Source organism: Moorena sp. SIO3E8 (assembly GCF_010692445.1).
GTDB lineage: Bacteria > Cyanobacteriota > Cyanobacteriia > Cyanobacteriales > Coleofasciculaceae > Moorena > Moorena bouillonii.
This window is the reverse complement of record NZ_JAAHHM010000008.1, coordinates 1-26,122: the sequence shown is the minus strand read 5'-3', so window position 1 is coordinate 26,122 and position 26,122 is coordinate 1. Positions and strand designations below refer to the sequence as shown.

Below are 26,122 nucleotides of genomic sequence, written 5' to 3'. Positions count from 1 at the left end.
GGGAAAGAGCTGCGAAGATTTTTTGGTGTTATTATGAATCAGGATTTGGTTTCATGATCTATTTAGTTTTGCTAGTTGGTTTGGCGATATTTGGTAATGGGTATTTTTAAGTTTCCCTATTACCTGTTACCTGTTACCTTTTCCCTTTTACTTGTTACCTTGTCACTTTTTAATTTTTCAGGTTTAATCGGTTGTTGGCGATAATTGCAACTATAGCATCTGGTGCATCAACATGGAGGTTATGTCCTCCTGATAGTGTGACTGTTTGAGCGTGAGGTATTGCAGCTTGTTGCAAAGCTATGTCTTCGGCTCGGTTAAAGTTACTATTATTGCCATAAACTAAAGTAGTAGGAGCTTTAATTTGATTCAGTAACTGTGTGTATTTATCTCGATTAAAAGCTGTTCCACTTAAACCAATTCCCGTACGAATTTGCAGTCTTGGATCCCAGCGCCAACGTACACCACCCTCACCAGGTTCCGTAAGTCGCTGAGCATGTTTTAAAGCCAATTCTTCAGATAGGTTGGGGGTTAAGCGGCGCAGACGATTAGCAGCAGATTGGATATTCCCAAAGACCTGGTGTTGGGGTGGGGAAGCGAGATAATCTAGGTGGGTTGCTATCTGTTGAGCTGTTTGATCATCCTTCTGTTCTCCTGGTAGCACTGGCTCCAGCAATACTAAAGACTTGACCTTTTCGGGTCTAACACTGGCAAAGGTGGCAGCAACTACAGCCCCCATGGAATGACCGACTAGAATAAATGGCTGGTCTGTCAGTGGATTTGGGTTAGGCTCTGCCGCGCCAAAAGCGATCGCATCTAAATCCCCTAAGTAGTCAATTAATTGATAAGACCCTCCCATACCTACATGCTGGGAAAGTCCATGGCCTCGCTGGTCAGGTGCAACGACTCGATATCCCATACTTGCTAAGGGACGGGCAATTTCTTCCCAAGCCGCTCCATGTTCTAAAACACCATGGATACATAGGATTAAATCTCCATCGACTGGACCCCAACTACACAGACACAGCTGTAAACCCCGCACGTCTAGATAAGACTCCTGCATCGGTTCAAGTTGTTCGGGTAGCGTGGCCTTTTGGCCAAGGTTAGCTGGTTGGGCTGAAGGTTCAAGCAGTAACGGCAATTGATAATCCAACCGTGTCGCTACCTCTTCCGCAAAATTCCCCAAAGGCCGGGGCAACTGGATTTGCCGCCAAACCTCTCCCAAAGCCGAATCAATTTGGTTATGGTTGCGGAAATTGGGGTCATCCACCGGTAGGGATTGGGGATGAACTCCATCCGTCATCCGCTGGCCTTGATAGGGTTCTAAAACCGCCTCATCAAAAGGAATATCCAGAAACTCACACAACCTTGCCATGACCAAAGCAGGTTGCTTTACTAGTTCCTCGTAATACACTAAATGATGATTAGATGGTGCAATTTCCTCGCAGAAGTCTAGGATATTACGGTTACAGGTTGTCCAAACTTCCTCTGCTAGCCAATAAGGGTCTACCTGATCAATACCAAAGATTTTATCCATCCGATTTTTCACGAAGGAATCAATTACGGCATAGGGATGACGTACTAGATGAATATACTTGGCTTCTTCAAATAAATTTTCCGCGTGCCTTAGGGTTTCAATACTGCCAGCATAGGTAGGAGACTTATCCACAAGCATACGTTTACCCGTTAGTTCCTGTAACCTGCCATAAACCTTCTGAATTGACCAGTCTTGCTGGGTTATCTCCTCCACCAGTGTTGTACTGGCTTGGGCATCTAGGTTCATGATTTCCATGAAAGCTCGCGCTAACCCTTCTCCTAAGTGAGTTGAACCTAGGGATTGATTGCGCTCAGCCATGGTGTCAAAGGGCAATAGGTGTAATTCTGGTGGACAGAATAAATCCCGATGACCAGCTAGCATCACCCGCAGTAAGGTGGAGCCTGACCGAGGGCTACACAGCAAAAACACCATGCTCCGATTGCGCTGGATGGGTTTGGTAAAATTGCGTTCGCTATTGTTCCATGCCCAAGGATTAGCCCAATTCTTAATATCTGAGAGACTAGTAGTGGTCAATGAAGTTTGGGTTGGCTGGGGCTGATGAAGCCGTTCCATCTCCAAAGCCAAGTACTCAGCTAGAGCTGTAATCGTTGGTCGCTCATAAAACTCCCTAGGATAAAGCGTTATCTTCAGGTCTTTCTTACAGGCATTGAGTACTTCTACAATCATTAAGGAATCAGCACCCAAATCCATCAGGTTGCTCGACCCTAAGATTTCCCGACTTATCCCTAAAGCCTTAGCAATCTGTTGCTTAAGGTAATCTTTTAATAACTCTTCCCGTTGGGTTGTTGTACTGGCGAGCAGTTGATCAAAAATCCCAGAATTGTCGTTTTCCCCATCCCCCTGAGGGGGTAGTGTTTCTGTTGTGATTACCTCTGATAGGAATAACGGTAACTCTACCGGTAGTCGTTCCTTTAACCTTGACCACTCCACCGGTAATACCCCCACCTGAGCCCCATCTTGTGCCAGAAGTTGTTCGAGTATCTGTAATCCCTGTGGTGCTTGAATCGGCTCGATTCCCAGCATTGCCATCCGTTTACCGACGCCAGCGGCTAAACCCATCTCAGCCCAAGGCCCCCAATTAATACTTAAAGCGCTTGCACCTTGCTGTTGTCGATAATGGCTGAGGCTATCTAAAAATCGGTTAGCTGCGGAATAGTTTCCTTGACCAGGGGTACCTAGGATAGAGGTGGCGGAGGAAAATAGTACAAATAACTCTAGGGCTATATCCTGAGTCAACCTGTGTAAATTCCAGGCTCCCTCAACTTTCGGTTTCATCACCTTGGCAAATTTTGCCCAATCTTGGTGCAGCAGCACCCCATCCTCTAGGACCCCTGCACCATGGATAATTCCTTTGAGGGGGGGTAGGGAAACCTGAATTCTGTTGAGACAGTCCCTAACTTGTGCTTCCTGGGATACATCCACTTGCTCAAGGACTACCATCACACCTTGTTCTTCTAATTTCCCAATTATTTCTGACGCCCTAGGATTTGGTTGGCTTCGTCCTACCAGTACTAAATACCTTGCCCCCTTATCTACCATCCATTCAGCTACCTTTAACCCCAGTGACCCCAAACCACCAGTAATTAAATAGGTGCCATCTTGTTTTAGCTGCAATGGTAAGCTAGCACTTTGGGACTGTTGCTGTTGATGAATCAGCCTAGGCACATAGGCTTGTCCATCCCTCAAAGCAATTTGGTTTTCTCCCTGTGGCTGTAATATCTGGTTGAGCAGCATTAATGATTGCTCTTGGTAGTGCTGCTCATTGCTCAGTGCTGAGTCTTGACTTGGTTCTAGGTCTATTATCCCTCCCCAGATTTCTGGATGTTCTTGGGCAATAACTGCACCTAAACCCCATAGGGGAGACTGGGCAATCCGTAAGGATTTTTTCGTCTTACCTAGCGGTTGTGTGCCCTCGGTAACTAACCACAGACGAGGGGGTTGAGCTAATTCTGCTTTGACTAACGCTTGCAGCAAATGCAAGACACTACCACAACCGTTTTCTAAGGTGGCGTCTAGGGGAAATGTTTGAAACTCGTCCAGTGCGGGAGTATCTAAACTCCACATATGAACCACAATCACAGATGTTGCGTTTAGAGATTCGACTTCTTGATCTAAAAGACGCTGAAAGTGTTGCGGTTGTGCTGGGTTAATTTGGTAATGGTTTACTTGTAATTGTTCATAGCTTGAGCCAGGGGAAATTAGCAAAACGCGATGTTCCTTTGGAACCGCTTTGTCAACACATTTTTCTTCCAGCTGTTGAACTAATGTTTCTCCAAATGTTTCTCCAAAGCCCTCTTTATCGGCAAAAATCAACCAAGTTGTACTAGATTCATCTGATATATCTACTGATATATCAGATGAATCTACATCCTTAGGTCGCCATGCTATTTCATACAACCAATCCCCATAGGAGGGAGTAGAGAGTTGACCATAGGAAATCGGGGATAATGGTTTTACTGAAGTGGTATCTAGCCAATACCGTTGCCGTTCAAAAGGATAAGTGGGTAGGGAAACTAGGCGACGGGGGTTATGGTGATGGAATCTTCCCCAGTCTACTGATGCGCCATGTTTATATAGGCTTGCCAAACTTTCCAGCATTTGCCGACTATCTGGTTTTCCTGGGCGCAAACTTGGTATAGCTGTGAGCTTTCCTTTCGGTAAGCACGCTTTGCCCATTCCCAATAAGCTAGGCTTCGGTCCTACTTCCACACACAGATGATAACCCTGTTGATAAAGGGTTTCCATGCTCTGGTAAAATTTAACGGACCCACGGACATGGTCACACCAATACTCGGTCGTAGCGATCGCGGCAGTGGCTAATTTTCCAGTTAAATTCGAAATTATCTCTATTTGTGGGGGATGTAAGGATATTTCCGATAATACCTGAGCAAAATCTCCCACCATTGGTTGCATTAGGTGAGAATGGAAGGCATGGGAGACTGGCAACTTTAGTGATTTGACCTTTTGAGAGCGTAGTCGGGCTATCACGGTTTGAACCGCCTGACTTTCCCCAGAAATCACAATATTTTCCGGACCGTTAATGGCAGCGATTGAGACTTTGTCGGATAGGGATTGAATTGCCTCAGTGACCTGCTGCTCATTGGTCAAAATGACTGCCATTTCACCCCCTGCTGGCAACTGTTGCATCAAACGCGCTCTTTCGGCAATCAGCTTGAGCCCATCTTCTAAGCTAAACACTCCTGCTACAGTTGCTGCCACATATTCCCCAACACTATGACCCATCACCACGGTTGGTTCGATTCCCCAAGACCGCCATAACTGAGCCAGGGAGTATTCTAGAGCAAATAATGCTGGTTGGGTGTAGGCGGTTTGATTTAATGTGGAGTTGTCACTGTTGTCGCTCAATATTTCTGGATACAGGACATCCAGTAACGGCTGTTCTAAATAGGATTGCAGAATTTCGGCGCATTGGTCGAGATAGCCGGCAAATATTGGTTGGGTTTCGTAGAGTTGCCGTCCCATACCACTATACTGAGAGCCTTGACCAGTGAAGAGGAAAACTATTTCGGGGGGAGTAGGGCTATTTTGTGCTATTTTCTCCGAAATGGTTTCCCTTTCTGTCAACTTGGTCAGTTGTTGCTGCAACTGGTCAGTGGATTGGACTAGGAGGGCTAGACGATAGTTAAAATGCGATCGCCCTTTATTGCTGGTCAAACAAATATCTGCCAGTGTGCTTGATGGCTCAGATGCTATGAAGTCTATGTATCGCTTTCCTAGGGTTTGCAGGGCGGTTGCTGTTTTGGCAGACAAGGTAAATAGATGATAGTTTTGGTCTTGATCGTTTTGGTCTCTATCATTACTTGTCGCTTTTGTCAACTCTGGCGCTCCTTGTAGCACCACATGAGCATTGGTTCCTCCAAAACCGAAAGAACTTACACCAGCAAATGGGGGAATAACATCCCATGGCCAAGGCTCCCGTTGCTGCTGTACTCGCAGGGGCAGTTCATCAAAGGGAATGTGGGGATTTGGCTCCTGGAAATGGAGGCTGGGTAAACGTTCTTGGTGCTTGAGGGATAGGGCAACTTTGATTAAACTAGCAATACCAGCAGCTGCTTCTAGATGACCGATATTAGATTTGACCGAACCAATAGCAACAGGCTTGTTGGTAGGATGGGTTGATAACGCACCGTAGTTATCAGAGTTATTATCAGAGTTATTGTCAGAGCGATGTTCCTTTGGAACCGCTTTGCGAGCGCGTTTTAGGACATTTCCCAAGGCCATCGCTTCAATCGGGTCTCCCAGTAGGGTTCCGGTCCCATGGGTTTCTACATACTGCACATCTGACGGTGAAATGCCCGCTTGCTGGTAGGCCGAGACTAGAACAGCTTCCTGAGCATCTCGATTGGGAGCAGTTAGCCCATTAGTGCGCCCATCTTGGTTCACCGCACTACCTCGAATCACAGCATAAATTGGATCTTTATCGATCAGGGCTTTGGATAGGGGCTTTACTACTATCACCCCAGCCCCCTCGCCCCTGACAAAGCCATTGGCACGGGCATCAAATGCCTTACAGCGACCATCCGGAGATAAAGCCGTTAACTTACTTAACCCAACCGTCACCACTGGGGTTAGCATCAAATTGACTCCCCCTGCTATGGCTACGGTTGACTCACCATTCCAGATACTCTGACAAGCCAAATGAACAGCAACTAGGGATGAGGAGCAAGCGGTATCAACCGTTAGACTTGGCCCTTTTAAATTCAGTAGGTAGGAAATGCGATTAGCTGCCATAGTGGAAGCTACACCAGTATTGGTATAGGTATCTACCACCTCTGGACTTTGGAGGAGCAGCTGACCATAATCATGAGTAGAAATGCCAACAAAGACCCCCGTTTGGCTACCACTGATTCGGCTAGGCACTTGGCCTGCATCCTCTAGTGCTTCCCAAATTACTTCCAACAGTAGTCGCTGCTGGGGGTCGATATAGGTAGCTTCCCGAGGAGCAATGCCAAAGAATTCTGGATCAAATTGATCAACATGGGCCAGAAAACCACCATAACGGCAATACATTTTGCCTGGTGCTGTGGGATCAGCATCGTAAAATTTCTGGATATCCCAACGGTCTGGTGGCACTGCAGTAATAGCATCAACACCATTTTTGAGCAGTTGCCAGAAGGAGTTTGGGGAAGAGGCACCTGGAAAGCGGCAGCCAATCCCGATAATAGCAATAGGTTCTTTTAACCCTTTCCTTTTTTGCAGCTGCAACTCAAGAAGGGCGCGTTTTTCGGGGGAGAGATTGGCAATCCGCTTAGCAATATCATCCACTGGCAACATAGATCGAAACATAGATCTAGGAACTATTTGATGGGTTTTCCCAGAATTTCTTGGATTTGTGCTTCTGAGAGCATTTCCAACTCAGCTAAGAGTTGGTCTACCTCTTGATCACCACTGGAGGAAATCGATTGAACCGTCACCGGTGAACGATAAAAGGGTGTCGAGGTGAACCGATCCAGATTCTGGAACTGTGCCTCCCATAATTGTTGCATCTCAGTACCTGCACTCAAAACTCTCGGTTCGATTTTTCTTGGGCTGTCCTCCTGGTTTGAGTTGCTTTTTTGACTTTCTTGAGCCAGATATTGGGCAAGGGACTCGATATTGGGATAATCATACGCCAGTGTCGGAGACAGAGGCACCCCTAACCATTCTTCGAGATCATCAGCTAATTCGACTGCTGTTACTGAATCTAGACCATAATCAGCAAAAGACTTGCTGATGTTAATAGACCCGGCAGGCAGTTTTGTTTCTCGCGCTAGCCAATTTACTATCCACTTTTGAAGTGTATGCCGGGTTTGCCCTTTGCCGATAGTATTAGTAGTGGGTTCTTTTTCTGGTTTGGTTGGGGCAATGGTTGGGTGTTGCCCCAACCTCGATTGCCCTACAACTGTCAAGGTATTGTTTAGAAATCCAGCTCGACAAGCATGGCGCTGTACTTTGCCACTGGATGTCTTGGGAATACTATTGGTCTTGAGCAATAACACAGCATAAACTTGAAGCTGGTACTCTTGGGAGACTGCACTGCGGATTGCTTCAACCACTTCATCTACATCTAGTTTCCGAAGGTAATTCCTGGAGACTTCTTGGACAATCACCAATTGCTCAGCCTGTTCGACTTCCACAGAAAAAGCTGCGCCATAGGCAGGGCGAAGAGCTGGATGACTCTTTTCCGCCGTCAATTCTATATCTTGGGGATAATGGTTGCGACCCCGAATAATAATTAAATCCTTCAGACGACCTGTTACAAACAACTCACCATCCTGGATAAATCCTAAATCACCAGTACGCAGCCATGGCCCTGAACCAGTATCAGCTAGATAAGCATTAAAGGTTTTTTCCGTCACCTCTGGTTGATTCCAATAGCCTTGAGCAACACTTGGACCTTTTACCCAAATCTCTCCGACAGCACCTGCTTCAACCTGGGTAAGGGATTGGGGGCATGCGATCGCAATTTTTTCATTTAACCAAGTCCGCCCACACCCGACCAGGATTCGAGTCGCCACATTACCATTAGACTGACCATTAGACTGACCATTAGACTGATTGAGACGATTTTCTGGCAGGGGAACCACTCGATTTTGTTCAAGAGCTTGCCCTTCAAATTCCCTTACCACTGGAGGTTGGTCTTTCAAGCCTCCAGTTACTAATAATGTGGTTTCTGCCATGCCATAACAGGGGTAAAATGCTTCCCGACGGAAACCAAAAGGGGCAAATTTTTGAGCAAATCGCTCTAATGTTGAGGCTCTAACTGGCTCAGCACCGGTAAAGGCCATTTGCCAGCTGCTCAGGTCTAGGGCTTCTAATTGCTTAGCCGTAATTTTCTGCACACACAGCTCATAGGCAAAATTCGGAGCACCACTGGTAGTCACCTGGTATTTGGAAATTGCCTTTAGCCAGCGGTAAGGCTTGCGGAGGAAATCTACTGGAGCCATCAGGATGATGGGAAGACCAACATAAAGGGGTTGTAGGATGCCACCAATCAGTCCCATATCATGGTAAGCGGGTAACCAAGACAATCCTCTGCTTTGGGGTGTATCTTGGAAACACTGATTGATCAAAGCTGAGTTATATAACAAATTCCCGTGGCTAACCATTACTCCTTTGGGTTTACCCGTTGAGCCAGAGGTGTACTGTAGAAAAGCCAAAGTATTCTGTGTAGAGTCCGGGTGCTGCCAATCTGATTCGTGGTGCGTAGGCAGATTGTCAGTTGCCAGCCACTTCAGTTGATTGTTGGCGGGATTTTCAGCTAGCTGAGTCTCTATTTTCTCTAATAGAGGGGTAGTAGTGAGGGCAAATTTGGCCTGAGCATCTGCCACAATTGCCTCTAGCCTGGACAAATTTTGATTGGAGCGGGGGGGATAAGCGGGAACGGCTAACACTCCCGCATACAAACAGCCGAAGAAAGCTGTGATAAACTCTAAACCGGGTGGATAGAGTAGCAAAGCTCGCTCCCCTTTTGCGTTTTGGTGTAGAAGCTCCGATGCGATCGCTTGGGCGTGGTTGTCTAACTGTTGATGGGTTAGGTAGCGGTCTGGGGTTTCCCCGTTCAGTAAAAATGTATAGATTATCTGATCCGGCTGGTGTGTTGCTCGGTAACGTAGCAGGTCTACTAAGGTAGAAAATTTTGGTATATTCTCGCTCATGTCATCTAAACTGTCTTTCATGCCTGCACGCCTTATTTTCACAGCCAAATCGTCGCCCATCCCCTGATCGATAGATTTATCAGCCTTTTTCTAGACTACAACAATCGTTTATTATCCATTAAGATGGGCATTATTGGCCAATAGGTGATTAATTCCCAATTCCCCCTTAGTCATTAGTCGTAAGCTATCAGCATTCAGCTATCAGCATTCAGCCAAAGACCTGTGGCCACTCTACTTGAGGTGATTTTGAATACAAGAGGTAAGCTAAGGCCAAAGGCCACGCTACGGGAACGTTTAATCTGACTTAAGTCACAGGCATTAAGCCTGTGCCACAAAGCTGATTGCTGAATGCTTACGTTTCAGTCATTACTTTCAGCCGAATCAGCTGCTCTCCACTCTCGTCCAAAGGAACTTCAATCACGTCACCCGCTAGACGATCCATACAGGTCAGCAGCAATCGCAAGTGGGGAGTACTTGACCCGGTATCCACATACAATCGGTCTGACAGACTACCTAAACGCTTCCAGGTGGTATAGAGTTTGCCAACAACTTGTTCTAGTGCCAAGGCTTGTTTCACTAAATCAGCAGCAGTGTTTAAACAATCAAGCCGTAGCGCTTCATCTAAAGCTAGTTCCATATCCAAGGATGTGTGATTGATAGCTTGGACTTGGGCAGATGCATCTAAATACTTGGCTAAGCAACGGGCATCTGAGGTCACATGTTTAACTGTGTCAACATCTGGGTTAGTAGCAATTGCTTCTTGTAATGGAATCAGGTGAATTTCTGGCAGCTTTTCCATCTCTTTGACCAATGGGGCCAGGTAACTGGATGGGAGACCCCCTTCAGCGGATTTTTCTTTAACTTCCTCTGGTAGTAATTCTGAGGACATGGCAGTCCATTGATCAGACATCTGTTTGACCTCCCGGCGAGTGATGCGATCGCCTTGTTGAGCTAGTTCTGTCACCATTTGCTGAACTTCCGGAGCCGACTTAGCTGTTTCCACAAATGCCCGTTTACTGAAGTTATTAATAGCATCATGACTAAGCTGACCCTCGATTAACAGAGTATCGGCACTGTTAGCCAGTTCAATTAGGGAGTAAGCCTGACTTTTGCCGATTTCCCGACTTTTGAGCCAATTTAAAAATCCAGCTCCCCGTCCTTCACCGCCTTTTTTCTCCCGGTCTCTTACTACTCGTAAAATCCGTCCCCGCCAGATATCGGTCTGTAGGTCAAAGCGATCGCATACTCGCCAAGCGTGATCCACTAGCTGTTCAAAGTCGGTTTCCTGAATTTCTTCATCCTCTGGGTCCGGGAGTTGGAAATCCAGATCCATGGGTTCGTTGAGCAGGGCAGCGAGTTCGGCGGTAGAGTCAGGCACTTGCACCATAGGGAAAGATTATCCAGTCACGGTAAACACGATTATTGCACGGTTTCCAAATTATAAAACTGCACGCTACCCCTAGATTAGTGTGACTTTATTATCTGGCATCATGCACCAGATGTATAGGTTATTAGTCGTTAGTCATTAGTTTGGTTGCTTTTGAGACTCAGATGTGACCGTAAACCTATGAATGGCATTTAATGCGATCGCACAACTAGTCTGGAATCTTCTAGGCTACTTAATCACGAAAAAATTGACGCCATAACTGGATTTCTCAAGCCTGGGAAAAAGTTGATTATAATCCTTACTAATTATTAGTTTTTTGGGTAACTTTTTATTTTTTAAGTAATTAAAAATATTACATTATTTTAGTTTTAAAATAGCTTAAAATATTCAGATTTATTATACACTGATAATTAAATATTTTAAATGGCATATATTTTATCCATTAATCGTTTAATAAAAACCAAGATTTAACCTCTATAGCAACATATATATAATAAAAAATAAGGCTAGTAAAGCTTTCCGTAGTAAGCCTTAGGTAAATCTAATTTTTTTCTTATTTCCTAATCCCTAATCCCTAATTCCTACTCCCTACTCCCTACTCCCTACTCCCTACTCCCTACTTCCTACTCCCTAAAACCAAGTACAAAATACCCTCAGCTACATGTACTTTTATTAAGCCTGAGATAATCGGTAACAAAGGTGGTAAATTATAGCCAACATAGCAAAATAATCACAGGTGCATCAAGATGACTCAAAAGAAAACTACCGACAATAAATTAATCCCAGGAAGCTTGGCATTAGGATTTGCTTTACTGATTGGTGCTGCCTGGTGGGTAACTAGCTCTAACTCTCGCTCCTTGCAATTGAACCGTATTAGTAATCCACCTATAGAAGATGTCAACTCTTCTACTACATCTTCTACTACAACAGAGAATGCAAGCCAGAATGCTGATGCTCAAACAAACCTTAACCTTGAGGGATTAGGGGATACCGACCGTGGTTATTCAATCCTCAGTAGTGCTAACTTCCGAGACGCTCTGGTTAAGCGGGGGATTGGTTTCAATTATGCTCAAGAGTCAGACCAGGAAGCTCGTGCAGCAGCTCTCGGTCAGGAACAAGCTGATCTAATTGGCACTAGCTTAGAGCAATTCCTGACTCACAAGCCTAACGGCAAAATCGTTGCTCTGTTGAACCGAACAGATAAAACAGATGGTACTCAACCCAACTTAGATGTAGTAGTGGCCTCTGAGCGTATCCTGAAATCCAATCCCAAAGAGATACAAGATTTTGTAGAAACATACTACGACCAGGTAGAGAAAGGTAATCTCAGGGATGGGGAAACTGCCGGTAAGGGGATGCAGTTTTTTACAGCAACTGAGGCGAAAGATTGGATGAAATCAGGAACTTTGGCAACAAGAATAGGGGAAACTGCGGGAGTGTTGGCAGCTTCCGGTAAGGCAAAAGATGTTCCTGTTAATACCACAGAACTGTTTACCGCTAACTATCTGCCCCCAACAGCTGAGCAAAGTATAGCTACAACCCCTCCCACTGATCAGAATCCGCCGGAAGTTGCGGCTCAACCTCAGGTAGCTGATTCTACTGAAGCCGATACAGCTCAGGAATCACAACCGGAAAAAACCGTTCTTGAAGCAGAACAAAAACCTGACTCTACCGCCACTCAAGTAGCTGAGGCAGATAATAATACTCAGGCTTCAGTTCCAGGAAAAGCTGAGGAAAAGCCAGAAGTTGCGGCTCAATCTGAGGATTCCTCTAACACTGAAGTCGATCAAGCTCAGGGATCACAACCGGAAAAAACCGTTGCTCAACCGGAAAAAACCGTTGCTCAACCAGAACAAAAACCTGACTCTAGCGCCACTCAAGTGGCTGAGGCAGATGATAAAGCCAAGGAATCGCAACCAGAACAAAAATCTGACTCTACAGACACTCAAGTGGCTGAGGCAGAGGGACAAAACCCCCAGCCCCTAACTAACTTAGAAGTTTTAGGTGAAGTCAAGTTTGCCAAGGCTTCGTTTCAATTAAGTCCCCAGGAGCAGCAAAAGCTCAATGATTTGGCAGAGGCAATTCAGAAATTTCGCCCCAGTAGTGTAGTTGTCAAGGTGCAAGGTCATACCTCCCGTACTGGCAATCCTGAATCTAACCAGAAACTCTCTCAAGCCAGGGCTCAAGAGGTAGTGAACTATCTAAAAAGCAAGTATCCCTCCCATCAATTCGTTGTGGAAGGATTAGGTTTCTCTGAACCCCAACCTGGTACTGACCCGACTTCTCCGGTTAACCAACGTACTGTGATTAGTTTGGCACCGATTGAATCGGTGCCAAACTAATCACAGATCAAGGCGTTGCCCAATTGTGGAATAGCCCAGGGTGATTGGTAATCGGTAATTTGTAAGTAAGCATATGCGCTACTTGAGATGCTACTTGAGGTGCCGTCAGCTGTCAGCAGTCAGCTTTATCAAGTCCTGACAGCAGACATAACAGAAATTAAACTAATGCTTACCTGTTTTATTCAAAATCACCTCAAGTAGGGTGTGCTATGGGCATAAGCACTTCAAGTAGCGTGGCCAAATGCCAAAGTTTATAGCTGATAGCTGATAGCTGATAGCTGATAGCTTACATCGGTAACTGGCTCAACTATACTTGATATGATTCCGATATTGAGCAAGGCCCAAGCGACCCGGTCAATTACCTTACATTGCCCTTTAACTATTGGTGAATCAACTTTCTCAACCACAACCGACAGATAGTGATCAATCTCGATGGCATGGCAGCCTTGAATTACGGTTTGCCTATTGCCAGGGACAAACTCAACCTATTCACACCTACGCCAAAGCTCCCTTGAAGGTACAGCGACCCTTTTATCCAGAAGGGCTAGAGGTTTGTCACAGTGTGGTACTTCATACCGCTGGAGGAATGGTAGCAGGGGACAAGTTGTCTCAAGATATCCAGCTGGAATCTGGGACTCATGCTTTAATCACCACTGCTGCTGCTAGTAAAGCTTATGGTAGGGGCAGTTCTAGCGCTAGGCTGATAAACTATAGCACTAATAATGAAAAGCTTAGCGGTAGTCTAAACAAACCAGAACCTAGAAAAAATATATCTAGCGCTAATCAAGTAAACTATAGCGCTAGTTTAAAAAAGCCAGAAACTAGACAAATCATCCGGCTCCAAGTAGAGACTGGTGCTTGTTTGGAATGGTTGCCCCAGGAAACGATTGTATTCAATGGTGCAGTTTATCGGCAGGATTTGCGGGTAGAATTAGCGCCGGGAGCCAGTTGGTTAGGCTGGGAAATTACTCGATTTGGACGCAGTGCAAGAGGAGAAAGGTTTGTGGAGGGAAATTGGCGATCGCATACGGAAGTTTGGCAGCAAGGACATCCAACCTGGATTGACCGACAATGGTTACCAGCTAGCGAAGCCACCTTCTCTAGTCCTTATGGTTTAGCGGGACAACCAGTGGTAGGAACATTAGCTTTGGTAGGGGAACCGGTATCATCTGAGATTCTCGAACAAGCCAGGGAACTTTGGAGTGCTAGGGAGTATGTGGGGGAAGCTGGCGTAACTCAGCTGATGTCAGGATTATTATGCCGCTATCGTGGTGCTTCGACTGAGGAGGTGAGACACTGGTTTACAGAGGTTTGGCAACTGTTGCGTGTTAATCTATTCGGGCGTCCTATTATTAAGCCACGAGTTTGGCCGTTGTAATATCAAAATTGCTACTAACCAAAGGATCAAACAATGCAACTGACACCCCAAGAAAAGGATAAATTACTAATTTTTACTGCCGCCTTATTGGCAGAACGGCGCAAGGAAAAGGGGTTGAAGCTAAATTACCCAGAAGCCGTTGCCTATATTTCTGCGGAAATTTTGGAAGGTGCTAGGGAAGGACGTCCAGTAGCTGATTTAATGAGTTACGGCACTACCCTGCTGACCCGGGATGATGTGATGGAAGGAGTACCCGAAATGGTGAATGAAGTCCAGGTAGAAGCAACCTTTCCCGATGGGACTAAACTGGTTACTGTACATGACCCAATTCGTTAGTCTCACAAAACGCTTGATCAATAACTCTTTAACTGATCTTAAATCATCAGAATCACAGGATTTACAGAAGTTGACAGAGTTGTTCCTTGAGATGGAAAAGTTGCTTTCTTAGGTCATTGATTTGCTCATTGCTCAGTTGTGCAGTTCCTTGATGAGCTACTATGTTATTCAGGCTATTGATACAGTCATCAGTCGTATTAAGACAGTTCTGAACAACCTGGATTCGTTCATTAAAGATTTCTTGGAACTGAGGCTCAACTGATTGAATAATAGTTGTGTTGTTGGGTTGAGATTCATTCAGTTGGAACTTGAAAATATTCCATAACTTAACTAGTGAAGGGAGTCCCATAAGCACCAAACAATGGTAAAAAAAAACTTTAAAAAAATAAAACACCAGACAGGAAAACTGAAAAAGTAGGGAGAGTAGTCATGACTATATTCATAACTAATTTAATAATGCTATAATTTGCGAAAATAGTTGCCAAAATAAATTTCTGAATAACTGGCTGCTGATCAAGCAAAATTTTTCCATAAGTAGGATAAAATTTCTGGCCATTAGTATAGCTTTAAAAGCCATGTAAGATGTCAGAGTTGACCAAAAAGGAATCATTAACTGTAGAAATAGAACCATCAACGAGTTAATAAGTAAGAATTAAATAACACCTATATCGATTATTCAGAACAGACTAGAGAAGTCAGGATTAATTGATTAAAGAGTGTGTGAAGAGAAGATAAGCTAGAAAAAAAACTATGGTAATAGTCATAGGTAATAGGTAGTAAGTAATAAGTAATAAGTAATAGCTAATAAGTAATAGGGACAAAAAAAAGCAGTTGACACCTTCTGTGCTAAGATCGCGCAGCTTCATACCCTGGTCAGAATCCTAGAGCCATTAAATCTAGACCCTTGATGCCTAGAGCCAATAACATAAAAAAAAACTAAACTCTACTCCCCATCTACTTCAGTGTGTCAATTAAGGCTACCAACAAAAATCGAATGTACGAGATAATCAACTAATTCACGAGATAATAAAAAGCTAGTCAGGGTTTAAGGAGTTAGTTAGTGATTCCAGGCGAAATCATTCCCCAAACAGGGGAAATAGAACTCAATGCTGGTCGTGCCACCATCAGAGTACGGGTAGCGAATACAGGCGATCGCCCTATTCAAGTAGGGTCTCATTTTCACTTCTTTGAAGTCAACGAAGCTCTCCAATTTGACCGGGAAGCTACTACAGGCATGCGCTTAAATATTCCAGCTGGCACCGCTATCCGCTTTGAACCGGGAGACGAACGAGAGGTGGAATTAGTCACTCTTGTCGGTAGCCGTCAGGTGTACGGCTTCAATGGCAAAATTAATGGTCAACTTGATAGCTCAAGTTGATATATAGTTACTATTTTTTTTAAGCAAGCGCTACCGAGAGGTAATCCCAGAGTTTTGCCAAGGGGATAAAATTACCCATTACCCATTACCTATTACCCATTACCCATTACCCATTACCCATTACCCATTACCCATTACCCTCAATCAAGGAGTTATTGATGAGTTATCGTATGGATCGTCGTGCCTACGCCGAAACTTATGGTCCTACTGTAGGCGATCGCATCCGCTTGGCTGATACAGAACTAGTGATCGAAGTGGAACAGGACTACACCACCTATGGTGATGAAGTTAAATTCGGTGGTGGCAAAGTGATTAGAGATGGGATGGGACAATCCCCCATCTCCCGCGCCGAGGGTGCTGTGGATTTGGTGATCACTAATGCCCTGATCCTGGATTGGTGGGGTATTGTTAAAGCCGATATTGGTATTAAAGACGGGAAAATAGTCAACATTGGCAAAGCCGGAAATCCCTACATCCAGGACAATGTCACTATTATTATTGGTCCTAGCACCGAAGCAGTTGCTGGGGAAGGAATGATTCTCACCGCAGGGGGGATTGATGCTCACATTCACTTTATTTGTCCCCAACAGATTGAAACTGCGATCGCATCTGGTATCACTACTATGATCGGCGGTGGTACAGGTCCAGCCACTGGCACTAACGCCACAACCTGTACTCCTGGTGCTTGGAATATTCACCGGATGCTGCAAGCTGCCGATGCATTTCCTGTGAATCTAGGGTTTTTAGGGAAAGGCAATAGTGCCAAACCCGAAGGATTACAGGAACAAGTGATAGCAGGTGCCATGGGATTGAAGCTGCACGAAGACTGGGGCACTACTCCAGCCACTATTGATACCTGTTTAACTGTGGCGGATCAGTTTGATGTACAGGTGGCAATTCATACCGATACCCTCAATGAAGCCGGGTTTGTGGAAAATACCATTGCTGCCTTCAAAAACCGAGTCATTCACACCTACCACACCGAAGGAGCAGGGGGAGGTCATGCTCCAGATATTATTAAAGTGTGTAGTGAAGCTAATGTATTGCCCTCTTCTACCAATCCTACCCGTCCCTATACCCTTAATACCCTAGAAGAACATCTCGATATGCTCATGGTGTGCCATCACCTAGACCGGGGCATTCCTGAAGATGTGGCCTTCGCTGAGTCCCGGATTCGTCGGGAAACTATTGCTGCTGAGGATATCCTTCATGATTTAGGGGCATTCAGTATGATTGCCTCTGATTCTCAAGCCATGGGACGGGTGGGTGAAGTGATTATCCGTACCTGGCAGACAGCCCACAAAATGAAAGTGCAACGGGGAGTGTTATCCACTACTCCTGGGGAAACTGGGGAAAATGACAATTTCCGAGCCAAGCGTTACGTTGCCAAGTATACGATTAACCCTGCGATCGCTCACGGAATTGCTAATTATGTTGGTTCCATCGCAGAAGGGAAGCTAGCCGATTTGTGTCTGTGGCGTCCAGCCATGTTTGGAGTCAAGCCAGAGATAGTGATTAAAGGTGGTGCGATCGCATGGTCCCAAATGGGTGATGCCAATGCTAGTATTCCCACACCCCAGCCGATTCATATGCGTCCGATGTTTGGGAGTTTTGGTGGTGCGATCGCAGCCACATCCGTTACCTTTGTCTCCCAAGCTGCCTTAGACCAAGACATCCCAGCTCAAATTGGCTTACAAAAATCCGCTGTTGCCGTTTCCAACACCCGCAACTTGAGTAAGACCGACATGAAACTCAACGACGCCTTGCCACAGATTGAGGTCAATCCAGAAACCTATGAAGTCAGAGCTGATGGGGAATTATTAACATGCGAGCCCGCAACAGTTTTACCTATGGCACAGCGTTACTTCTTATTTTGATGAGTTGCTAGTCAATCACTAGAGCATTTTTTATATTAATGAGGTACACAATATTTTTTTATGTTGCCTGTTGCCTTTTGCCTGTTTATTTTTGCCTGTTGCCTAAAATTAAAAATGTACCTCACCAATTTAATGTCAGTTGGGCAGTGGATCAGACCGATTGACCAACCTTGCCAATCCCGTTGCTAGGCACTGCCCACCCTACGATTAATGACTAGATCCAATCTCCCTACTCCAATCTCCCTACTCCAATCTCCCTACTCCAATCTCCCTAATGTTAAGTTTTCTGCTGAACTGACCATAGAGGTATCGAGCTAGAGGTATAACTTAGTTCAGTTTGACAAAAAATTTAACGATGAATCTAAGTATTGCAGCAGTACTCTTATACGGAATCTTAGCCCTGATCGGGGGAATCATGGGCTATGCTAAAGCCAAAAGCAAAATATCTCTCATTTCTGGTACAATCAGCGGTTTATTGCTAATATTTGCTGGAATAATGCAGCTTCAAGGACAACCCTGGGCACAAACTTTAGGGATAGCCGTAGCAGCTGCACTGGTGATTGTCTTTGCCATCCGGCTCGCTAAAACTCGCAAGTTCATGCCAGCTGGACTAATGATCATTGCTGGTGTGGTCTCTCTAGGGGTGATGCTTTATCCAGCTATGGCTTAAAACCAGGCTTTTATATAGTCCCCCCTGAATGCATTTGATCAACCAGAAAAGCACACCATGGATTTTTACACACAGATACCGGATAGGCTAACCGATCGACTAATCTGAGTCTATTTGGTATCTGTGTACATCGGTCTCGTGCTGAGAAGAGCAAAATGCCAACAGTATTAGCCCCTAAACTTCCTTTGAGCTTATTTTTCTTCCTGTCTTCGCAGTTGACTTATGTATAAATCCTATCTATAAATCCTATCTATAAATGCTAAGATTGGGCTAGAAACCCCTATAGCCTAGGCGGTGCTTTATCTGTAACCTTACCAATAGTACTAATTATTAGTCAAGTGTCTCTCACCACAGATATCTATTATAACTCAACCAGTCCAGCCATCGCCAGGACTGCTAACGTTACCGGTAAGTTGGTTTTTGAAGAATTAGCCGAAGTCAGTCCGATGGATCAATCTGTTTCTCTAGTGTTTATCAATCCCCAAGAGCCTAGTTATGAACCTAGTTATTCTTATTTCCAAGAAGTCCAGTTTAACAATCCCATAAATCTGGAAAATGTGGTCAGACCGACAGTCAATTTTCTTGAAAACCCTCAATCTACCCTACCTGTCGAGAATCTCGTTATTGGTTTTGTCCTAATTTCCATCTTCTCTTTCATATTTATGAAGAGTTCTTGAAAGCTGAAAACCCCCGTGCTTGGGGCGGGGGACGAAAGCTACACCAAGTCTAGTACCTTGCGTTTCTGAGTTAGTAATTTTTAAGGTATAAATCCAGGTTAATTAGCTATAAATAAGAGCTTGAGCAGCCAAACAATTCGGTATTATTTCCAGGAATTATCGATTATTTTGCTGAATTATTATTACTTGTTAAGTGTTAAGTATTACTTTAAAATTGACCTTTGACAAGTAACAAGTAACAAGTGTCAAGTTTAAAACCGAGGAGAGATGTGAATGTCTTATAGTGATTTTAAATCTCTAGACACACTAGCTTCTCTAGGGATTGATATGCTAGAACCTGTGCCATCCCTGATTCAAGCAGACCCAATTTCCCCCAGTGACTTTCTTCAGGAAGCTCTCAAACGCTTTGTGCCACTAGCAACTGCTATCAATACTGAAAAAGCTCGCTCTGAATATCTAATCGCTCCTATTTTAAGTGAAATTACAGTCATAAACCCTCCTATTAGTCTGTTTTCTGGCAAAAACTTTAATGTAGACCCAGCACAGGGACTTACTGGATTTTTTGATTTCATCCTTACTGATAACCCAGATAAGTTAACCATCAAAGCTCCAGTGGTGGTAGTGGTAGAGGCAAAAAACGAAAATATTAATGAGGGACTGCCTCAATGCTTGGCTACGATGTATGCAGCTCGATTGGTTAACCAAAAAGAGCCAGAGATGGCTGAGCGAACAGTATATGGAACTGTTACGACGGGACAAGTGTGGCGATTCCTGGCTCTGACACCAGAAGGCAAGGCTATGGTGGATCTTAATGACCGCTATCTAACACCTGTGGATGAATTACTGGGAGTGCTGGTGGCTATGACAACTAGATAGTTGACTAGCTCATAGTTGATCTTGATTTAATTTAGACCATTGACGCAACGGTTTTTTTTATTGACCCTCAACCCTCCACAAATAAGTGCGATCGCATAACGACTCAATGCTTAGTATCCCATTTCCCTCTTCCCTACTCCCTACTCCCTACTCCCTACTCCCTATTCCCTTCTCCCTAATAATCCTGAAGCAACAGTTTTTGCTTGTGCTGCTGCTATGGAGTTTCCCTCCATCATCGCCACCACAATTGAGCCTTGCACAAGCAGTAAAAACTGTCGAGCCAATAATTCAGGATCAGTAATGCCTGCAGCCTGAGCCAGATCCAGAATATAGGCATAAACAGCTTGTTGGTGCTCCAAAGCGGCCTGATAACCTGGGTGATTGGGCTTGGCCAACTCTACAGTAGCGTTAATGAAAGCACAGCCACGAAAATCTGGAGCCTCAAACCATAATTGAAGCACATCAAAGATTGCTAATAGACGCTCTTTGGGATCTGAACTATCTTGGGCAACAGTTTCTATAAACCAGGCACGCCAAGACTCGCCCCGTTGTCGTAGGAATGCTTCAATCAGAGCATCCTTCGATTTGAAGTGGTTTTGACACTCCCCGCCGAAGGAAGAACGGGGATTCCTAGATCTGCGAACCGCCTTAAACCGTGGTGTTCCTATCCATGACGCCGCCAAAAACAGGACAATACTTAAACCGAGAATCCGTTAAAACGAAATTCCTAGTCAATTCACCACAGACCCAGAGGGCAGTTCTCCCTAGGCGTTTAACTACTTAATTGGAAGTGCCTTATTAAGTCTGTTTCTCTTCCTTTCATTTGGTTTCGGTGTGCCCCACCGTACCGTTTTATTTCAAGAGTGATTCTTCTGGGTTCACACACCAACTGTTAATTGATGATTGGGTTTTTAAAGAGGATTCTCCCTGCCCTCTAGACATTACTACTTTGAGGTCTATAAGTTACGGGTCTCTCTCCCGGCTCAGCCTACGGTTTTTCAGCCTGTATCTATTTTGATTCTACAACAAATATTCGTGTATGTCCAGAAAATATTTTATTGTTTTTTTTGTGGGTTTCCAATAAAAAGCCGTCCGTTAAAGTTACCGTAAGATAGTGGAGCCTTTATAGTTTGCCGGTTATGATAAAAAGGGTTAAAAATTTGTAATTAAGGCTCCACTATCTAAGGTTTCTATCCAGCGAAGGACGGGGCTTTAGACCCAGATTTTTTGGTAAAAGAGCTCAGAGGCTTTCTCTAAAATGCGATCGCGAACTGGTTTACGAGATGAAGTCAATTTGGTCATGGTTACTGAATCAGATTTGAATAGACAAGTCTGTATATTTCAGACTAACACTTTCCACTCCTCAGTGTCCTTACCCTTGACGATTGGGCACTGCTTAACAAAACTTAAAAAAAAATAGCAGAAAATCCTTGACTTTATACAGACCTGTCTATTTATAGAATAATATACAGACCGGTCTACATAAAAAACGGTCTAGATAAATAAGGGGATTCTTGATGCAGTCGCTCATGGGGGAAACCACGGCAGTCGCTCATGGGGGAGACCCCCAAGACCGCGCTGCCTCCCCAAGACCGCGCTGCATCGCTTTCTGATGGCACGACAATTTACCAATATTGCTTTTACCCCTGGAGTCAAAAACGCTCAAACCGGCTACGGATCTCGGGAAATTTATGACCAATTCGCCAAACGAGGCATTAGCGCAGATACTCTGACTGCTAAAGAAACAGAATTTATCGCTGCACGGGATAGTTTCTATATGGGTACCGTCAACAGTAACGGTTGGCCTTACATCCAGTTTCGTGGAGGGCCCAAAGGATTCCTCAAAGTTCTGGACGATCAAACCTTGGGTTTTGTGGATTTTCAAGGAAATCTGCAATATATCAGTGTCGGTAACTTGTCTGAAAGCGATCGCGTTTTTCTATTTTTGATGGATTACGCTCACCGTCGCCGATTAAAGATTTGGGGAAGGGCTCAAGTTATTGATAACAACCCACAACTTCTCAATCAATATTCCCTAAAACCCAGGACTCTGTACCTCACCCAATTAAAACCGCTATAAGTAGTCGGACAGGTGATCCTATTAGCAATCTCAAGTAATAATTAGAGATTCCAACAATAAACATAATTTCAGGAGGTTACCATGCAGATTCATGCAGATATAAGTCAGCGAGTCGTTGTCTATAGCGAAGAGCTACCTTGGGTTGATTCTCCTATGGCTGGTGTACAGCGTCGGATGTTGGAAAGGGATGGAGACGAAGTAGCCAGAGCAACCTCTCTAGTTCGCTATGAAACTGGTAGTTTCTTTTCTGCTCATACTCATGGTGGTGGTGAAGAATTTATGGTTTTAGATGGTATATTTTCTGATGAAAAAGGAGATTATCCTTCTGGTACTTATGTCCGCAATCCCGTAGGTTCAAGCCATACTCCTAAGAGTGAATCAGGTTGTACAATTCTGGTTAAACTATGGCAAATGTCTCCTGAGGATCAAGAGCGAGTAGTAATCGATACAACTAACAACTCTTGGGTTCCAGGTTTAGTTAAAGGATTACAGGTAATGCCCTTACATACTCATAATACAGAGAATGTTGCTCTGGTGAAATGGGAACCTGGAACTGTTTTTAAACACCATAGTCATTTTGGTGGAGAAGAAATTTATGTAATTGACGGGGTATTTGAAGATGAACATGGAACTTATCCTAAAGGAACTTGGATACGTAATCCTCATGGTAGTACTCATACTCCCTTTAGTAAAGAAGGTTGTTTAATTTACGTCAAGACAGGACATCTCAATTAACCTCAAATTCTATGCTGATAGTTTAAGTATTCAGCTATCAGCTATCAGCTATCAGCTATCAGCTATCAGCTATCAGCTATCAGCTATCAGCTATCAGCTATCAGTTATTAGCTATCAGCTATCAGCTCATGTGCTACGCGCACGCTACGGGAACAGCTTTTGAATCAAATAGGTAAGCATTGGCTTAATTTCTGTTACGTCAGCTGACGGCTAACCACTGACTACTGACCGCTGACTACTGACCGCTGACGGCTTACGATACCTTTTATTACAAATCACTACAGAGGTAATATCATGAAACTCAAAAAACAAAATCTTCAAGAATCCACTGACAAAATTTACGACACGATTATTGTGGGAGGTGGCGCAGGAGGTCTCTCTGCTGGAATCTATCTTCAGCGTTACTTACTCAATACTTTGATTATCGATAAAGGCAAAGCGCGCTCTTTTTGGATGCAGGAACTCCACAACTACCTGGGTTTACCTCCCGATACCCCTGGTCGTTCTGTTCTTAGACAAGGTAAAGAGCATTATTTGTCTATTGGTGGCGATTCACTAGATGCTTTTGTCGAAGAAGTAATTGATGAGGGTGAGACCTTTGCTGTGCGAGTAAAAGTCGGTCGAAACAACAGTGAAAACTATACCTTTCGGGCTAAATACCTGATTGCTGCTAGTGGCATTATTGACTATTTGCCAGCCTTAGAAAATATGCGAAATGTCTATGATTACGCAGGTTATAACCTCCATGTCTGTCTCATTTGTGATGGTTATGAAATGGCTGATAAAAAGGTGGGGGTATTTGCTAGCACTGCAGGTAATGCGGAAGTAGTTTTTCCTCTGGGTTGGTTTACTTCTGAAATTACTTTATTTACCCAATGATTGTTCGAGGTAAATGATGAATTGCGACAAAAAATACAACAACAGGGTTATGAAATCATAGAAACCCCAGTTGAGCAATTTTTAGGGGAAGACCATCAGATGACTGGAGTGGAATTAACTGATGGTCGAGTAGTTGAGTTGGAAGCTGGCTTGATTTCCATGGGCTCCAAATACCATGCCGAATATCTAGACACATTTGATCTGGAGAAGAAGGGAGGCAATCTGGTTACAGATAAGATGGCCCGCACTTCCCATCCTCGTATCTTTGCCATTGGTGATTTAAAGGTGGGACTGAATCAGGTCGTCATTGCTGCTGCCGATGGAGCATTAGCAGCTACTCAAATTTGGCGTGACATCCGTGTCCTGTCAGGCTCCCAAAACCCCTAATACCGATAGGGTTTATTATAGAGACGGGAGGTGTTTTCCATCTTTTTGTGTTCTAGATTCAAGCTATGGTCTGTTTATTGAGCGGGAACCCTAACATCTCCCGTTGTTGCAAATAGAGTTGAGCCACTCGCCTGGCTAGATTGCGAATTCTACCGATATAACGAGTTCGCTCAGTCACTGAAATCACACCCCTAGCGTCCAGTAAGTTGAAAGTGTGAGAACACTTCAGAACGTAGTCTAGTGTAGGCATAACAAGTCCTCGTGTGCTGAGTTGTTCTGCCTCTTGCTCATAAAGACCAAATAGCGTGAACAGTAAATCTGGGTTAGAGGATTCAAAATTATAAGTACATTGTTCAACTTCTCCCTGAAGGTGAACATCTCCATAGCTAATTTGGTCATTCCACTGGATTTTAGTAAAAGCCTCTACTTCCTGGAGATACATAGCTAATCGTTCCAAACCATAGGTGATCTCAATGGGTACAGGACGACAATCAATGCCACCACACTGTTGGAAGTAGGTAAATTGAGTAATTTCCATGCCATCTAACCAGACTTCCCAGCCAACTCCCCAAGCCCCCAGGGTAGGAGATTCCCAATTGTCTTCAACAAACCGAATGTCATGGTCTTCAGGACAAATCCCTAAAGCTTTGAGGGAATCTAGGTAAATGTCTTGAATATTATTCAGTGACGGCTTGATCAGTACTTGGTATTGGTAGTAGTGCTGGTAGCGATTCGGGTTTTCGCCGTAGCGTCCATCGGTGGGTCTTCGGCATGGTTCAAGATAAGCAACTGACCAGGGTTCTGGACCAATAGCTCTCAAGAATGTATGAGGACTCATGGTCCCTGCTCCTTTCTCTGTATCGTAGGACTGGGCAATCAAGCAACCATGTTTTGCCCAGAATTGATTCAATGTTGCAATCACTGATTGAAAATTCACTGACACCTCCAGTGTTTGGTAACGGTAACTTATGGCCAAGACATTTCTTGATGCAAAGGGCGAGTGGGGAGGGGCTGTGTGGGTCACGCCGTGATTCTCCTTTCTCCTTTGGAGACGCTGCACGAACAGAGACAATAAGTAAACGCACCTGTCTTGATGCAGTCGCTCATGGGGGGAACCCCCGCGTGAAGGCTTAGGTGCGCTTTCCGTAGGCGAATTAAATTCGCCACGGGTCGCACCTCTGCATCGCTCTCCAGCCCCGTGGAAACCAGGCCAGTTGCTAATGGGTTAAACCCTGTAATAAAGCCATTTTCTCCCCAAGACCACCCTGCATCCCTATAATTTATTCTGGCGCAAATGCCTTGTCAGAGCTAGTTTAGTAAGTTGTTCAACAATGGATTTCATGGTGCCAGTGCAAAGGGCTCTTCACTAATCTTGCCTCTGAATGGGAACAGCCACTACTTACCGATTAATCCTGGACAATTACCGTAAATCCAGGTAAATTTTCCGTTTCACTCAGGAGCATCGGAGCAGTTATCCCAATCCGCACTTACAGGCAGGATCGACAGATAAGCCCGTCACCAGGTATGTATCTAAGATATACAAGAATTCCCGAAATAATTCTCCCGACTCCCAGGGCGTGCGCTTACACTCGTCGAATTAAATTCGTCACGGGTAGCACCGCTCCCGACTCCCGACTCCCGACCCAACTCTAACGAACCTACCTCCGTAAGCTTCACCCTCTTCCCGTGATCAGACCTCCGAAATGGAGTCAAAAAACTTTTTTTTAAATTCCATAACCCTTGCCATATCTAGGCTTCAAGGATTTATCCCCAAAAAAGTTTCGGGTTTAGGTTGACAAACGCTTTTTTACCCTTTACATTAGTAAATGGCGATGAGGAAAGCCAAGCGCACCGCACCGCCCCGAACCAAGAAAAATCTATAGTTTGAGAGCCAATATACGGTCGCT

Annotated in this window: 20 protein-coding genes; 14 read left to right on the top strand and 6 right to left on the bottom strand. The window is 44.6% G+C overall.

Annotated elements, in window-relative coordinates; genetic code table 11:
- Nucleotides 1-169: 169 nt before the first annotated feature.
- From F6K46_RS05620 to F6K46_RS05610, 3 genes are all read right to left on the bottom strand, one after another.
- The gene (locus F6K46_RS05620) at nt 170-6,862 is read right to left on the bottom strand and encodes a type I polyketide synthase (RefSeq protein ID WP_293054561.1); all 6,693 of its coding nucleotides are present in this window, start codon (nt 6,860-6,862) and stop codon (nt 170-172) included.
- 11 nt (nt 6,863-6,873) lie between these two features.
- Nucleotides 6,874-9,234 carry an AMP-binding protein gene (locus F6K46_RS05615; RefSeq protein WP_293054558.1) on the bottom strand — a complete coding sequence of 787 codons (2,361 nt, stop codon included), beginning with the start codon at nt 9,232-9,234 and terminating at the stop codon, nt 6,874-6,876.
- 331 nt (nt 9,235-9,565) lie between these two features.
- A complete protein-coding gene (locus F6K46_RS05610; RefSeq protein WP_070391830.1) occupies nt 9,566-10,600 on the bottom strand; it encodes a hypothetical protein in 1,035 nt (344 codons plus the stop codon).
- A 746-nt stretch (nt 10,601-11,346) separates the two neighbouring features.
- Here F6K46_RS05610 and F6K46_RS05605 point away from each other — a divergent pair.
- From F6K46_RS05605 to ureA, 3 genes are all read left to right on the top strand, one after another.
- On the top strand, nt 11,347-12,942 hold the full coding sequence (locus tag F6K46_RS05605; protein WP_293054553.1) for an OmpA family protein: 1,596 nt from the start codon (nt 11,347-11,349) through the stop codon (nt 12,940-12,942).
- A gap of 385 nt (nt 12,943-13,327) precedes the next feature.
- Nucleotides 13,328-14,320, top strand: coding sequence for an urease accessory protein UreD (locus F6K46_RS05600; protein WP_293054550.1), 993 nt, complete (start codon nt 13,328-13,330; stop codon nt 14,318-14,320).
- A gap of 33 nt (nt 14,321-14,353) precedes the next feature.
- Entirely contained in the window at nt 14,354-14,656 is a 303-nt protein-coding gene (gene ureA / locus F6K46_RS05595) for an urease subunit gamma (RefSeq protein WP_008179425.1), read from the top strand.
- 61 nt (nt 14,657-14,717) lie between these two features.
- On the opposite strand, the gene F6K46_RS05590 is transcribed toward ureA, so the two are convergent.
- The gene (locus tag F6K46_RS05590) at nt 14,718-15,005 is read right to left on the bottom strand and encodes a hypothetical protein (protein ID WP_293054547.1); all 288 of its coding nucleotides are present in this window, start codon (nt 15,003-15,005) and stop codon (nt 14,718-14,720) included.
- A gap of 711 nt (nt 15,006-15,716) precedes the next feature.
- On the opposite strand from F6K46_RS05590, the gene F6K46_RS05585 reads away from it, so the two are divergent.
- The 6 genes from F6K46_RS05585 to F6K46_RS05560 all read left to right on the top strand — a co-directional run bounded on the left by F6K46_RS05585 (nt 15,717) and on the right by F6K46_RS05560 (nt 20,134).
- A complete protein-coding gene (locus tag F6K46_RS05585) occupies nt 15,717-16,034 on the top strand; it encodes an urease subunit beta (protein ID WP_075900721.1) in 318 nt (105 codons plus the stop codon).
- 158 nt (nt 16,035-16,192) lie between these two features.
- Complete coding sequence (gene ureC, locus F6K46_RS05580; protein ID WP_293054543.1) at nt 16,193-17,911, top strand: urease subunit alpha; 1,719 nt, start codon at nt 16,193-16,195, stop codon at nt 17,909-17,911.
- 38 nt (nt 17,912-17,949) lie between these two features.
- Nucleotides 17,950-18,075, top strand: coding sequence for a hypothetical protein (locus F6K46_RS05575; protein ID WP_293054541.1), 126 nt, complete (start codon nt 17,950-17,952; stop codon nt 18,073-18,075).
- A 191-nt stretch (nt 18,076-18,266) separates the two neighbouring features.
- Complete coding sequence (locus F6K46_RS05570; protein WP_293054539.1) at nt 18,267-18,581, top strand: TMEM14 family protein; 315 nt, start codon at nt 18,267-18,269, stop codon at nt 18,579-18,581.
- Between the two features lie 338 nt (nt 18,582-18,919).
- On the top strand, nt 18,920-19,258 hold the full coding sequence (locus F6K46_RS05565) for a hypothetical protein (RefSeq protein ID WP_075900733.1): 339 nt from the start codon (nt 18,920-18,922) through the stop codon (nt 19,256-19,258).
- A gap of 273 nt (nt 19,259-19,531) precedes the next feature.
- A complete protein-coding gene (locus F6K46_RS05560; RefSeq protein WP_293054534.1) occupies nt 19,532-20,134 on the top strand; it encodes a hypothetical protein in 603 nt (200 codons plus the stop codon).
- Nucleotides 20,135-20,295: 161 nt separating this feature from the next.
- On the opposite strand, the gene F6K46_RS05555 is transcribed toward F6K46_RS05560, so the two are convergent.
- On the bottom strand, nt 20,296-20,817 hold the full coding sequence (locus F6K46_RS05555) for a TetR/AcrR family transcriptional regulator (protein ID WP_293054531.1): 522 nt from the start codon (nt 20,815-20,817) through the stop codon (nt 20,296-20,298).
- A gap of 929 nt (nt 20,818-21,746) precedes the next feature.
- Here F6K46_RS05555 and F6K46_RS05550 point away from each other — a divergent pair.
- From F6K46_RS05550 to F6K46_RS05535, 4 genes are all read left to right on the top strand, one after another.
- Complete coding sequence (locus F6K46_RS05550; RefSeq protein ID WP_293054528.1) at nt 21,747-22,214, top strand: pyridoxamine 5'-phosphate oxidase family protein; 468 nt, start codon at nt 21,747-21,749, stop codon at nt 22,212-22,214.
- Nucleotides 22,215-22,295: 81 nt separating this feature from the next.
- Nucleotides 22,296-22,949, top strand: coding sequence for a cupin domain-containing protein (locus F6K46_RS05545; RefSeq protein WP_293054524.1), 654 nt, complete (start codon nt 22,296-22,298; stop codon nt 22,947-22,949).
- A 294-nt stretch (nt 22,950-23,243) separates the two neighbouring features.
- Nucleotides 23,244-23,828, top strand: a complete 585-nt coding sequence (locus tag F6K46_RS05540) for an NAD(P)/FAD-dependent oxidoreductase (RefSeq protein WP_293054520.1) — start codon at nt 23,244-23,246, stop codon at nt 23,826-23,828.
- A 21-nt stretch (nt 23,829-23,849) separates the two neighbouring features.
- Nucleotides 23,850-24,215 carry an FAD-dependent oxidoreductase gene (locus F6K46_RS05535; RefSeq protein ID WP_293054517.1) on the top strand — a complete coding sequence of 122 codons (366 nt, stop codon included), beginning with the start codon at nt 23,850-23,852 and terminating at the stop codon, nt 24,213-24,215.
- Between the two features lie 58 nt (nt 24,216-24,273).
- Here F6K46_RS05535 and glyQ read toward each other — a convergent pair whose 3' ends face one another.
- Nucleotides 24,274-25,152 carry a glycine--tRNA ligase subunit alpha gene (gene glyQ / locus F6K46_RS05530; RefSeq protein WP_293054663.1) on the bottom strand — a complete coding sequence of 293 codons (879 nt, stop codon included), beginning with the start codon at nt 25,150-25,152 and terminating at the stop codon, nt 24,274-24,276.
- A 587-nt stretch (nt 25,153-25,739) separates the two neighbouring features.
- Here glyQ and F6K46_RS05525 point away from each other — a divergent pair.
- On the top strand, nt 25,740-25,868 hold the full coding sequence (locus F6K46_RS05525) for a hypothetical protein (RefSeq protein ID WP_293054514.1): 129 nt from the start codon (nt 25,740-25,742) through the stop codon (nt 25,866-25,868).
- The last annotated feature ends 254 nt before the right edge of the window (nt 25,869-26,122 follow it).

Coding starts and splice junctions, on each gene's coding strand:
- F6K46_RS05560 (WP_293054534.1), top strand. CDS start 19,532: ATGTCTTATAGTGATTTTAAATCTCTAGACACACTAGCTTCTCTAGGG.
- F6K46_RS05615 (WP_293054558.1), bottom strand. CDS start 9,234: ATGAAAGACAGTTTAGATGACATGAGCGAGAATATACCAAAATTTTCT.
- F6K46_RS05590 (WP_293054547.1), bottom strand. CDS start 15,005: ATGGGACTCCCTTCACTAGTTAAGTTATGGAATATTTTCAAGTTCCAA.
- F6K46_RS05550 (WP_293054528.1), top strand. CDS start 21,747: ATGGCACGACAATTTACCAATATTGCTTTTACCCCTGGAGTCAAAAAC.
- F6K46_RS05605 (WP_293054553.1), top strand. CDS start 11,347: ATGACTCAAAAGAAAACTACCGACAATAAATTAATCCCAGGAAGCTTG.
- F6K46_RS05525 (WP_293054514.1), top strand. CDS start 25,740: ATGTATCTAAGATATACAAGAATTCCCGAAATAATTCTCCCGACTCCC.
- F6K46_RS05570 (WP_293054539.1), top strand. CDS start 18,267: ATGAATCTAAGTATTGCAGCAGTACTCTTATACGGAATCTTAGCCCTG.
- ureC (WP_293054543.1), top strand. CDS start 16,193: ATGAGTTATCGTATGGATCGTCGTGCCTACGCCGAAACTTATGGTCCT.
- F6K46_RS05610 (WP_070391830.1), bottom strand. CDS start 10,600: ATGGTGCAAGTGCCTGACTCTACCGCCGAACTCGCTGCCCTGCTCAAC.
- F6K46_RS05575 (WP_293054541.1), top strand. CDS start 17,950: ATGAGGTACACAATATTTTTTTATGTTGCCTGTTGCCTTTTGCCTGTT.
- F6K46_RS05620 (WP_293054561.1), bottom strand. CDS start 6,862: ATGTTTCGATCTATGTTGCCAGTGGATGATATTGCTAAGCGGATTGCC.
- F6K46_RS05540 (WP_293054520.1), top strand. CDS start 23,244: ATGAAACTCAAAAAACAAAATCTTCAAGAATCCACTGACAAAATTTAC.
- F6K46_RS05545 (WP_293054524.1), top strand. CDS start 22,296: ATGCAGATTCATGCAGATATAAGTCAGCGAGTCGTTGTCTATAGCGAA.
- ureA (WP_008179425.1), top strand. CDS start 14,354: ATGCAACTGACACCCCAAGAAAAGGATAAATTACTAATTTTTACTGCC.